Raw genomic sequence first — 12,983 nt, forward strand, 5'->3', positions numbered from 1 at the left:
TAAAAATCTAAAATACAAATCCTTATCAGCAATCTGCTTTTAAGGATTTTTTTTTGTTTGAAATAGAAATGATCACCATAAATAATAATTCTTAAAGTAAACTTTGTATCTTTTCAAGATAATAACTAAAATCTACAGCTATGAAGAAACTATACATTTCTATTTTATTACTTTTTCCGTTACTTACTTTTTCACAAATAGCATTCACCTCAACTATTACACCAGACCTATCTGCTTATGGTGAGGCCACAAGTTATCCAGGCCAAGGGGAATACGAAATATTCTTAAGCGCAGACAATATTTTAGACAAACCTATAATTATTGTTGATGGTTTAGATGCTGGTGATTTAAGAGATATTAATGGCATTTATAGTTTATTAGACTTTACAAATACTATTGGAACTCAAAATTTAGCAGATCAATTACGCGCTGAAGGTTTTGATATTGTTATTTTAAATTTCCCTGTTTACACAAGAGTTGAAGATGCTGAGATTATAGATGGAGGTTCTGATTTTATAGAACGAAATGCTATGCTTTTAACTGAATTAATTGAGATCATTAATATAGACAAAGCACCAAACAACCCCGAACAAAATGTGATTATAGGACCAAGCATGGGAGGATTGATTTCTCGTTATGCCTTAAATTACATGGAAGCAAACTCTATAGATGCTGACACAAGGCTTTACATCTCTTTTGATGCACCACACAACGGAGCAAATGTCCCTATCGGATTACAACATCAGCTAAACTATTTAGCCTATAACGCATTATACCCTGTTACAGAATTAGAACCCGTTATTGAAGATTTACTTAAATCAACTGCTAGCAAACAATTACTAGTAGATCATTTTGAAGCACATTTATCTGGAAATGATTTAGTCACTTTTGACGCTTCAGCAACATTACCAGAACCACATCCCTTTAGAACTATTTTTGAAACTCATATAAATAATTTAACAGCTAGTGGCTTTCCTGAGGACGTACGTAACGTTGCCATTATCAATGGTAGTGGCAATGGAAGTCCATATTTAGCAGCAGACGGAGTAACACCTATAACAAACGGATTTGCCATAGCAGATGTAACATTACCTGTAGAAGTTCCTGTTTTAGGTACTGTAGACGTAGAAATAGAATTAAACATGACACCTGCTGCAGGATCACCACAACAAGTAAGTCGTTTTTTCGCACCGCTTTTACCTCCCTTTGTTCCTAACGTAGAAAGTATTGCCAATTCAGGAACCACAAACTTTGATGGTATCGATTCAGCTCCAGGAGGACTATTTGATTTATCTAATTTAACAGCATCCTTTGGAGGTACTGGAGGTATTGGTGAAGATTTTTTCACCGCTTTACAGATTGATAAATTTAGTTTTATACCCTCGGTTAGCGCACTAGCATTAGATATTACAGATGCTGCAACAAATTACGATATCAATTGGCACTACCCTATTGATTTAGACGATAGTGAAACAACCGATAACACACCTTTTGCTAATATTTTTGCACCAGACGCTAACGAACCTCACCTTCAACTTACCGAAGCTAATGTTGCTTTTGTTTTAGCTGAAATATTAGATGCATCCTTAAATATTCCGGATTCAGAATTATTAACAATGCAATTAGAAAAGAATCCTGTTCAAAATGAATTGGTATTACGCTCAAATTTAAATAGTACAGCAACTGTTTTAATTAGTGATTTAACAGGTAAAATAGTTTTTAATTCAACTCGAGAATTAACAAGTAGAACTGCAATTCAGATTAATTTAACTTCAGGCTTTTATATTTTAAATGTATTAGGACAAAACAACGGCTCGTACACCACTAAATTTGTAGTAAGCAAGTAAAAACTTAAATTAAAACCATAAAAAACCTAAACAGTATAGATATACTGTTTAGGTTTTTTTATTTAAATCTAGTCTTCAAAGACTATTACTCATAAGATTTATCTTCATTTAAATGTGCAAATTGAGCATTTTTAGCATTATTATCAGCATCAACAACCATAGCAACAACACTCAAGTTTTCTGTAATATAACTTGAGGGAACCGTTATTGAATATGATGTAATATATTCCGTTAAAGCACTAGTAAGAGGAATTTCATCACCTAAAACACTAGATAATGAATTTCTCAATACTTCATTGTGTTCAAAACCAGGAATTGGACTACCTGCATTATAAAAAGGACTAGAACTATCTTGATCATAATAATTTACTTGATCATAGATTATACCGTCTTCAAGCAAATAAACGACAAGCTTATCACCTTGTGAAGAACCTTCTTCATAAACCACATTAATCTGTACTGTTAATGCACCATCTACTAATTCAGAATTTAGAGCCAATGCTAAGTTAGTATCTAGACCAGCAATACTTGTAACGTCTTCAAAAACATGAGGTGTAGCCCAATTTACTGATCTATTTATTTTAGCTGCAGGAAACCCTTCGATATCAAAAGCATCTTTTAATAATTGTACTTGATCAAAATGCATCGGATCTTCAAAACTATTTGCTGTTTCATGAATAGCCACAATTGCAATATTATCCGTTTCTTCCTTCAATAAACTAACCGCATTTGCAACTCTAGGACAAAAACCACACCATGTCCCCGTATAATCTTCAACAACAATCTTTCTTTTAGGGATTATAACACTAAATGCTTCTGCACTTGTAGTTACCTCTACCCCTTCTTCCATATAAACCCCATAAACCTCAAAATCTCCAATGATATCAGACGAAAAAGAAGTTCCCTCTACAGCAACACCATTAACATAAAAGGTGGCAAATTCAGTAACATCCTCTCCTTCTTCATTTATAATCTTAAAAGGAATCTCTTGATTAATTAATGAGGCTTTTCGAGCTATATTATCAACCTCAATTTGAGCCGTTGGAGTTGTTAGCGGCACATTATCCTCTGTTTTACTACAAGAAACACTTACTAACATAATCATTATTAAAAATAATTTCGTTGCTTTTTCAAAAATCATAATCCGTATTTATATTGTTTTTTGCTAAATTAATTAATTTTAACAACTCTTATGCATTTGCTAAAATTTTAACTAATATTGTGTATCTATTATAAAACTTTAACATGAACAGAATAATTTACATTTTCTTCTTAGGAATCTTCAGTCTTACTGCATCAGCGCAAAACGAACTTCCTAATTTAGATTTAAAATCTATTGACGGCAAAACCGTAACTTTAAAAGAAACCCTCAATGATGATGGAGTCACCATTATTTCACTTTGGGCCACTTGGTGCGTTCCTTGTTTAAAAGAATTAGACGCTATTAATGACATATATGATGAGTGGCAAGAAGAAACAAATGTAAAACTCATTGCGGTTTCAGTAGACGATAGTAGAACGGTAAAACGTGTAAAATCTTTAGTAAATGGCAAAGGTTGGGAATACACCGTTTTATTAGACACCAATACAGAACTTAAACGTGCACTTAATGCATCTAGCATCCCTCTCACGATTTTAGTGAAAGATAATAAAATTGTCTACAAACACTCTGGATACAGTCCTGGTGCAGAATTAGAATTGTACGAAAAAATTAAAGAACTTTCTAAATAAACCTTTGCATCATTTTATCTTTCAATTAATTACCATGAAAAAATCACTTTTTCTAATCACTATATTATTTCAAATCTATTTTATTAACGCACAAGAAACAGGCTATTTTTACGGTGGCTTAGAATCTAATTCGCAATGGCTTCAAACCGACGAAGGTATTAACTTCTTAGCTCCAGAAGATCAATTTAGAGCCAACAACTATATTCTAATGAACTACAATTTAGGCAAATTTACTGCTGGTGTTCAGTACGAATCTTACCTCCCTTCTGCTCTTTTAGGTTATGACGATTCAACTTACGGTAACCAAAACGATGTGGCAACCTATTATTTCAACTATAAAGATGAAACCTTAGATATTACTGGAGGTTATTTTTATGAGCAATTTGGAAGTGGACTAATATTAAGATCTTGGGAAGACCGCCAATTAGGCCTTAACAATGCCTTAAAAGGAATAAACGTAAAATTTAATGCTACAAAAGACTTGGCCATTAAAGCTGTTTTTGGACAACAACGTAATGGTTTTGAAGTTTCTGAAGGTACAATACAAGGTATCGATGCCGACTTAAGTCTTAGCGGAGCATTAAATATTGAATCGGTAGATATACAACTAGGTGGAAGTTATGTCGCAAGAAACCAAGACACTAATGGTAACGAAGCCCTACCAACAACAGTAGCTGCTTATGGTGGTCGACTAGATTTAATCTTTAATAATTTTTACGCAGGTGTTGAAGCTATTGTTAAAGATCCAGATGTAATACTTAACGAAGGACAAATCTCTTCTAATAAATTATACGACGGAACAGCACTACAAGTCAATGCTGGGTATGCAAAAAAAGGATTAGGGATAAACGCCACATTTAGAAGGTTAGAAAATTTTAGCTTTTACGCGGACCGTTATGCAGAAGGAAACATTTACAACCAACAAGTTATCAATTATGTCCCTGGACTTACAAAACAACAAGACTACTTATTAACCAATATTTACGTTTACAACCCACAGCCAAGATTAATCATTGAATCTTTTGATCAACGCTCAGGTGAGGTTGGCACACAATTCGATTTATTTTACAGCTTTAAAAAGGGCACGTCTTTAGGTGGAAAATATGGAACAAAATTAGCCATGAATTTCTCTTATTGGGGAGGGTTAGATTCAGAATATAATATTGAAAACAGATGGTACAAAGCTAAATTTATAGGAAATGGCCATCAACTATTTAGAGATATTAATTTCGAGGTTAAAAAGAAATGGTCTAAAGAGTGGAGTTCTGTTTTCACGTACCAAAATGTATTAGTAGATAAAGGTATTGTTGAAGGTGGACCATTGGGACATTCATCAATTTTAGCTAACATCGGTGTTATAGAAACCACTAAAAGATTTGATAACGGAAAAGCTGCTCGCTTTGTGGCACAACACTTATGGAGTAAAGACGATCGCAAAAATTGGGTTGCAGGAGTTTTTGAATATAACTTCTCTACACGTTTAGCCGCATATGTAGCTGATAACTGGAATTATGGTGGTACAAATGAGATTCACTATTACAGCGTAGGCGGAAGTTACAGCAAAGGCAACACAAGATTAGGATTAAACTACGGAAGACAACGCGGAGGATTAATCTGTATTGGTGGTGTTTGCAGGTTTGTACCTGAAAACACAGGCTTAAGCGCCAATTTAACCGTCGCTTTTTAATCCCTATTCTAAAAAATAAAAACATCAACTTTTAATCTACAGAAATTTAAACACATGTAATACGAAAAACCTTAATATTAATCTAATACATCAAAATCATGATCAAAAAATTACTTTATTTATTAATGCTTAGTTTATCTTTTACTCAGCTAACTACAGCACAAATTTACTTTTCTGAAGATTTTTCTTCAGGAACCATGGACAATTGGACTCTAACAGATTCTGATGGTGATAGCGACAATTGGTCTATAGCAAACCTAGAAGCTGTACAAGGTAACCATGCAACTTCTGCTTCTTGGTCATCAACCACAGGACTAGCATTAACACCAGATAACTGGATGGTATCTACAGCTATAGATCTTACAAGTGCTACAGGAAATGTTTTTCTTCAATGGAAAGCATACGGACAAGATCAATCGTGGGCTAATGAAAATTATACCGTATATGTTGCAACAGCATCTGATATTACAACATTGGGAGCATCTACCACTTCATTTAATGAAGTTATAGGAGCTACAAATGGTGTTTATGCCAATAGAAATTTAGACATAACCTCTTTTGTTGGACAAACAATTTATGTTGCGTTTAGACATCATGCTGTTACAGATCAATTTAGATTAAACATTGATGATATATATGTAAAAACAGTTAGCGATAATGACGCTGAACTTGCGAGCATCAACCTAGATCGATATGGACTTGTTAGTACAGATTATCCTTTAGAGATTGAAGTAAATAACGTAGGTGGTAATACAATTACTACACTAGATATTGAATGGACAGACGGAACGTATACAAACTCTGCAACAATAAATACTTTTATTACAGGCGGAGCATCAACTACAATTACGCATCCAGATGTTATTAATTACAGCTCTGTTGTTGAAAAAGAAATAACGGTAACAATTACAGGTGTAAATGGCGGAGCAGATTCTTATCCACTTAACAACTCTAGCTCTAAAGATTTTAATACCATGACACAATCTGGTAATAAAGCTGTTTTTATTGAGGAAGCTACAGGAACTTGGTGTGGATGGTGCCCTAGAGGTGCTGTAGGTATGGATTATATTACTCAAACATATCCTAATACAGTTGTTGGAGTAGCCGTTCATAATGGAGATCCAATGACTGTTACTGAATATGATAATGCAATAGGCCTATATATTGCAGGATATCCTAGCAGTTTAGTAGACCGTAAATTAATTGATGTTGATCCAGCTCAAGCATCATTAGTAGAAGCTTACAATACACAAATCACAGAAGTTGTTCCTGTTGATTTATCATCAGAAGCAATTCTAACAGGTAGTGAATATACGATTACTGCTAACGCAAATTTTTACACCAATTTAAGCGCTGCTGATTACAGATTAGCGGTTATAATTACAGAAGATGATGTTACTGGTATAACTAGTGGCTACAACCAAACAAATTATTATTCAGGAGGAAGTAATGGAGCAATGGGCGGTTACGAAAGTTTAGCTGGCTCTGTACCTGCGGCACTAATGGTATATAACCATGTTGGTCGTGCTTTACTTGGCGGTTTTGACGGACAGGCTAATTCAGTACCAACAACAATTACCGCAGGAGAACTTGTTTCTTATGATTTCACATATACAGTACCCGCAACAAGTACAGTTGAAAACATGCATATTGTTGTGGTTTTAATTGATTCTACAGACGACAGTATTGTTAACGCGCAACAGAGTACTTTTGCTCAAGCCTTAAGTGTGCAAGAAGTTTCAGGTATTGATTCAATTAAAATATACCCAAATCCTGCAACAGACAAACTTAATATAGCTTTCCAATCAGGAAATGGTGATTACAATGTAACAGTAACTGATATGTTAGGAAGAACAGTTATTAATAATAACTACGAAGGTTTATTTGGATCTCAAAACATAGAATTACCTGTATCAGAATTAAAAGCTGGTCACTACATTATGAATATTAATAATGGAAGTGCATCATACAGTGCTAAATTTATAATTAGCAAATAAAAATAATTTCACAAAACTAAAGGGAAGCTTTAAAAAGCTTCCTTTTCTATATAACTAAAAAAAAATAGGAACTTTAATTATTAACAATCAATTAAAAAATAAAATACCATGAAGAAAAAACTACTTTTTATGAGCTTATTATTAACCTCATTTGTGTCTTTTGCACAGTTTGAAGTTAGAGATTATAGTGACGACAGCCTCATTACAGAGGGACAAGTTTTAGCTTTCTCTGATGCAGGTTGCGCATATGCAGATCCTTGTAATTGGAAATTTAAAGTAACCAATACGTCTAGTGAAGATATTTATGTTAGAATATTTGTAGATGAGCTTGTTGGTACTGATGGTTCTAATTTTCAATTGTGTTTTGCGGGGGTTTGTTTAAATGATGTAACTTTAAATAGCGGATATCCTTCAACTCCTTTTTTAATAGCTCCAGGAACTACAAATAGTGCAGGAAACAATTTTTGGAACCTTAACGACAGTTCTACAACAACACCGATGAGTTGGACTTTTAGATTTCAAGCCTTTAATGCTAGTGGTGCAACAGTAGGAACACCATTAAATGTAACTTATAGTTATGACTCAAGCCTTAGTGTTGAAGAATCTCAATTATCAAAAATTAAAATTTACCCAACTAATGTTATAAATGAACTCAATATTTCTTCTTCAGAAGACCTATCTGCAACTGTTTATGACCTTTTAGGGAGAAGTGTTAAAGAAATAAAAGTGATTTCTAATGGTGATACTATTGACTTTTCTGAATTATCTGCACAACCTTACATTGTTAAATTTACTAACGGTAATGGTAATTCTATTACAAAGAAAATAGTAAAGCAATAGTCCTTTAATATTTTAAAATAAAAAACCGTTTGAAATGTTTTTCAAACGGTTTTTTATTTTCTACTAATCACACCTATTAGTATAAAGATGCAGGAGTTAGATTATCAATATAAATATTTAACCTGTCAATATATTTTAAACCATAACCTTCATCTACATTTTCTTCTACATAAAAAAGCGTTTCACCTTTATGCCCTACTAAAGTTAATTGTACAGTATCATTTTTTCGCTTTAATATAATATAAGCGACACGATTATCATATAAACTATATGCTGACAAATAAATAGTACCAGATTCTAGTTTATAATCCTTAATAATACCGCGATGTTGTTCTTTTCCTTTTTTATCATAACGAATAACTTCTCCCTCAACATAATTTTTATTTAAAGCATATTGTAACCGCTTAAGATCAGAATCTTTATAATAAGCTATTGTTTCTGCTATCTCTCCGTCTTTAAATGTTGAAACATTTCGACCTTGCTCATCGTAAGAAATACGTTTTATTAAAATTCCCTTTTTATAAATCTCTTGTGCAGATTCTCTGCTGTAACTTACCGAAAGTATTTTTGTTCCTTCAAAAGGCTCTCCATTTTTATAAATGATACTAGAAGTCTCTTTTCCATTTTCATCATAATTAACAGACTCCCCTTCTAAGATATCATTCTTGTAGGTTTGTGTAAGTTGTAATTTCCCTAAACGATTATACCCATTAAAAACACCTTCTTTTTTATCATTTACATATTGTCCTTCTTCTAATATAATTTCGTGATTATAATTAAACTTTTTATAAGATCCATTTCGTTTTCCTTCATTTATCTCATACTTAATTCTTGATACAGCATCATACATCACACCTTTCCAAGGCAATTTATTTTTGAAATTAACCTTAGCGATATCTTCACCGTATTTATCATAAGACATAGCACAACATGAGATATCCATTTCTTCAATTAAAACAGGGTTAATAACACCATAACTTGTATCTAAACCATAATCATAACGTTTTGAAGTTTGTAAAACTCCGTTATTTTCTTCTTTCACTAATCGAACCTCGTTTGAGGTATCAAAAAACTCATATAGTTTTCCGTCTTTTTTAATATAATCGTAAGTACCGATTAGATCACCTTTATCGCTATAAAACTTACCTAGTTTTTTATCGTAATCTTCGAATGTTATATCACTTTGCTTAGCTCCATTACTATAATAACGAATCTCTCTATATTTACTATAACTACCATCTTTATAATAAGAGGTATTCTTAAAATCTACTAAACTATCCTTGCCAACTTGTTTAGTTATAAAGTTGGTACGCTCTATGAGTTCTCTATTTTTATACGTTTCAATATTATTAATCTCAGAATTATAACCTATTTCGTATCGTTTGCCATCTAAAGGTTTTGCGTATTTATTTTTATACTCAACTTTTAAAGTCCCCATAACAACACCTTCCTTGTTATAATAAATCTCTTCTTCTGTGTTCTTTTTACTGAATATAAGATTTGTATCTGGGTAATATTTAAGTTCTTCTATAAGCTCACCGTCTTTATAAGTCGATTTTCTACCATCTCTAATTTCTACTCCTGAAAATGGATAATAGTTTTTGTATGCCATTCTTGCAAGTTCCTTTCCCGTTTCATCAAAACTTACTTGAAGCACTTTAATATTGTCTTTATAGCTTGTAATCGATTTTATCTTGCCATCATTATAATGTTGTTCTTCCTTTTCGAGTTGACCATTATTGTATATTCTAGTAGACAGAACTTTGTTAAAATCTTCTTTTTTATAACCATAAGCAAAAGTAACTTCAGTACCCGTTATTGGTTTTAAATAATCGTTCTGAAGCTCATAAATTATACTTCCAAGTTCCGTTCCATCTTCTTTAAAAAAAGTTTTTTTATATTCTGGATCTGTCTGAAACCATGTTCTAAGCTGACCATTGGCGTAATAATCGGTATCCCCTAGTAATTTTTCATATGGATGATAGCTAATCTGCTTAACACGCATGGGCTCAAAATAATAATAAACCTCAACCCCTTTAAGATATCCATTCTTTAAAGTTTTAATTTCGCCTATTTTTTTCCCTTTTTTATCGTAATATTTAGACAGAAATCGACCGGATTTTAGTGTACTATAATTCTCATAACGAATACCTGATATGTCATCATCATACACAACTTCTTTAATGGTATCATTCTTAATTTCCGTGTATATATCACTAGAAAATCGGGTATTATTCTGAACACCAGATTTACCAAAACCATTTTCGTAAATAGCTACTAATTTTTCACCATCTAAAAAGGTAATAAATTCTCCATCTAATCGATTACTCTTATAATTTCCTTCTTGGTATAAGTTTCCTTCCTCTGTGTACCAACTCACTTTTTCTACCCAAAAATCTTTATCTTCATACTTAGACAATCCACTCATTTGTTTTTGACCTGAGATGTAATAATCTTCAACACGAAATAAATCACCTTCTTTTTTTACTGGAGGTCTAAAAAAAGCGGCACTATCCTTTACAGCTTCTTTCCAAGATATATTATAGTAAACAGTATCTTGTTGTGCTTCTAAAGTTAGAGGCATAAAAAAGAGACTTATAAAAAAAAATACAATACCTGTTTTTTGATAGTTTAATAAATTCATTATAATAGAATTTTTAAAATGAGATGAAAATATTTTAGAAAAGAATAATGTTTTGTTTTTTTTTAGCATGCCTTTACCTTTTAAATTTTATGACATAAATATCTAAATAATAAGCACATGCTACCACCCTGTATTCAGGAAATCCATATAAAAAACAAAATAATACTTGTAAAACCTAATAGCTTATTAAGCTTTAAATTTCAATGGTAAATGAATCACTTTTTTTGTTTCGAAAAATGGCTCTTCAAAATAATCAGAAAGTAGAAATGCCTTAACCGTTTTATATTGCTTAAGTTCTTCTGTTAAATCACCACCCTTTAAGTAAAGAATTCCATTTTTTAATTCATTTTTCTGAATTTTATCAACCTTACCTTTTACCCAAGTTGTAAACTCTGGCATTGTAGTAACGGCTCTACTAACGATAAAATCGAAAGTTTCATCAATAGCCTCTACCCTACTATGCGTAGTTCTTATATTGGTAAGTTCTAAAGCTTCTGCAACAGCATTAATTACTTTTAGTTTTTTATTAATACTATCTACCAAATGAAATTGGCACTCAGGAAATAAAATAGCTAAAGGCACACCTGGAAATCCACCACCGGTTCCTACATCTAAGATTGATGTACCAGGAACAAAATCAATAACTTTTGCAATTCCTAAAGAATGTAAAACGTGTCTTAAATAAAGTTCGTCAATGTCTTTTCTAGAAATCACATTAATTTTACTGTTCCAATCTTTATACAAAGCCTCAAGAGCTTCAAATTGTTGGATTTGAGTTTCTGTTAAATTGGGGAAATATTTAAGGATAAGTTCCATAGCTGTTCTTTCTGCAAAAGTACTTCTTTTAAAGTTTTGATTATTGCACTATTCTAATTTATCTCTTTTTTATTCCTTTAAAACATATACTATAAGCTTACTATAGCAATAATAAAAGAGAAACAATTAAACCTCATCACCGATTCACAACACCTTAAATATCAATCAATATAGTTCAATAACCCCTTCAATACACATCAATTATATTTGTAATTTTAAGTTAATCCATAACAATTGCTTTTTATTTATTAACTATCTTTGCCTTTATATAATGTATTATAATCCCTTACGTTATCATATAAAATATAGAATACATGAAACAACAAACCTTATCATTCTCTAGAACAGACTCTGCTAAGTTCTTTAGAACCCTCAACAAACGCGTCAATAATTATTTCAAAGAAAACGATATAAAACGAACAGGTAACTGGCAATTATGGGTAAAAACCATAGTAATGTTTACATTGTTTTTAACGCCTTACTTTCTTTTACTAACTTTAAATATTCCTACTTGGGCACAGTTATTACTGACTATTGTTATGGGTATTGGAATGGCTGGTGTTGGAATGAATGTAATGCATGATGGTAATCATGGCGCATTTTCTAACAAAGAATGGATCAATAGAATCATGGGAAGCAGTATTTACATTTTAGCAGGAAATGTTTACAACTGGAAAGTACAACACAATGTTTTACATCATACATACACCAATATTCATGGTCATGATGAAGATTTAGAAGCGGGACGAATTTTACGTTTTTCTGAACATACAGAATGGAGAAAACACCATAGATTTCAACATTATTATTCTATTTTACTTTATGGACTATTAACTATAAACTGGGCAATTACAACAGATTTTCAACAGATGAAACGTTATATGAAGCGTAAATTATCTTACGGAAAATTTCCAAGTCCTGTAGCTAACTGGAGTAAACTAGTGATTTCTAAATTGATTTATATCTCAATGTGGATTGTGATACCACTTGTACTTACTGACATCGCTTGGTATAAAGTCTTAATCGGATTTTTAATTATGCACTATGTAGCAGGTTTAATCTTAAGTGTGGTTTTTCAATTAGCACACGTTATGGAAGAAGCTGAAATGCCTTTACCAGAAAAAGATGGTACAATGAAAAACACTTGGGCTATTCACCAATTAAATACAACCGTAAACTTTGGTGCTAAAAGCAAGATTATTAATTGGTATACAGGAGGATTAAATCACCAAGTAGAACATCATATATTTCCAAATATTAGCCATATCCATTATGGTAAAATTGCAGAAATTGTAAAATCTACAGCTAAAGAATTCAATTTACCTTATAAAGAATACGAAACCACAAGAAAAGCAATAGCAGCGCATTTTAAATTCTTAAAAGAAATGGGAACGCGCCCTGCAATACAAGCTTAATCCTTT

Annotated in this window: 9 protein-coding genes; 6 read left to right on the top strand and 3 right to left on the bottom strand. The window is 32.1% G+C overall.

Annotated features, from left to right (window positions below; translation table 11 throughout):
- Positions 1–140 precede the first annotated feature (140 nt).
- On the top strand, positions 141–1,847 hold the full coding sequence (locus H0I32_RS04925; protein ID WP_179312832.1) for a T9SS type A sorting domain-containing protein: 1,707 nt from the start codon (positions 141–143) through the stop codon (positions 1,845–1,847).
- An 85-nt stretch (positions 1,848–1,932) separates the two neighbouring features.
- Here the strand turns inward: H0I32_RS04925 and H0I32_RS04930 are convergent, their stop codons facing one another.
- Positions 1,933–2,988, bottom strand: a complete 1,056-nt coding sequence (locus H0I32_RS04930; protein ID WP_179312831.1) for an Omp28-related outer membrane protein — start codon at positions 2,986–2,988, stop codon at positions 1,933–1,935.
- A gap of 104 nt (positions 2,989–3,092) precedes the next feature.
- Here H0I32_RS04930 and H0I32_RS04935 point away from each other — a divergent pair, with 104 nt between their 5' ends.
- From H0I32_RS04935 to H0I32_RS04950, 4 genes are all read left to right on the top strand, one after another.
- Complete coding sequence (locus H0I32_RS04935; protein WP_179312830.1) at positions 3,093–3,578, top strand: TlpA family protein disulfide reductase; 486 nt, start codon at positions 3,093–3,095, stop codon at positions 3,576–3,578.
- Positions 3,579–3,612: 34 nt separating this feature from the next.
- Complete coding sequence (locus H0I32_RS04940; RefSeq protein ID WP_179312829.1) at positions 3,613–5,265, top strand: DUF6029 family protein; 1,653 nt, start codon at positions 3,613–3,615, stop codon at positions 5,263–5,265.
- Between the two features lie 98 nt (positions 5,266–5,363).
- Positions 5,364–7,262 carry an Omp28-related outer membrane protein gene (locus H0I32_RS04945; protein ID WP_179312828.1) on the top strand — a complete coding sequence of 633 codons (1,899 nt, stop codon included), beginning with the start codon at positions 5,364–5,366 and terminating at the stop codon, positions 7,260–7,262.
- Between the two features lie 108 nt (positions 7,263–7,370).
- On the top strand, positions 7,371–8,102 hold the full coding sequence (locus tag H0I32_RS04950; RefSeq protein WP_179312827.1) for a T9SS type A sorting domain-containing protein: 732 nt from the start codon (positions 7,371–7,373) through the stop codon (positions 8,100–8,102).
- Between the two features lie 76 nt (positions 8,103–8,178).
- Here the strand turns inward: H0I32_RS04950 and H0I32_RS04955 are convergent, their stop codons facing one another.
- Positions 8,179–10,746, bottom strand: coding sequence for a toxin-antitoxin system YwqK family antitoxin (locus H0I32_RS04955; RefSeq protein ID WP_179312826.1), 2,568 nt, complete (start codon positions 10,744–10,746; stop codon positions 8,179–8,181).
- Between the two features lie 186 nt (positions 10,747–10,932).
- Positions 10,933–11,562, bottom strand: coding sequence for a 16S rRNA (guanine(527)-N(7))-methyltransferase RsmG (rsmG, locus tag H0I32_RS04960; RefSeq protein WP_179312825.1), 630 nt, complete (start codon positions 11,560–11,562; stop codon positions 10,933–10,935).
- Between the two features lie 314 nt (positions 11,563–11,876).
- Here rsmG and H0I32_RS04965 point away from each other — a divergent pair, with 314 nt between their 5' ends.
- Positions 11,877–12,977, top strand: a complete 1,101-nt coding sequence (locus tag H0I32_RS04965; RefSeq protein ID WP_179312824.1) for a fatty acid desaturase family protein — start codon at positions 11,877–11,879, stop codon at positions 12,975–12,977.
- Positions 12,978–12,983: the final 6 nt, after the last annotated feature.

It is taken from the genome of Winogradskyella sp. HaHa_3_26, from assembly GCF_019278425.1.
GTDB lineage: Bacteria > Bacteroidota > Bacteroidia > Flavobacteriales > Flavobacteriaceae > Winogradskyella > Winogradskyella undariae.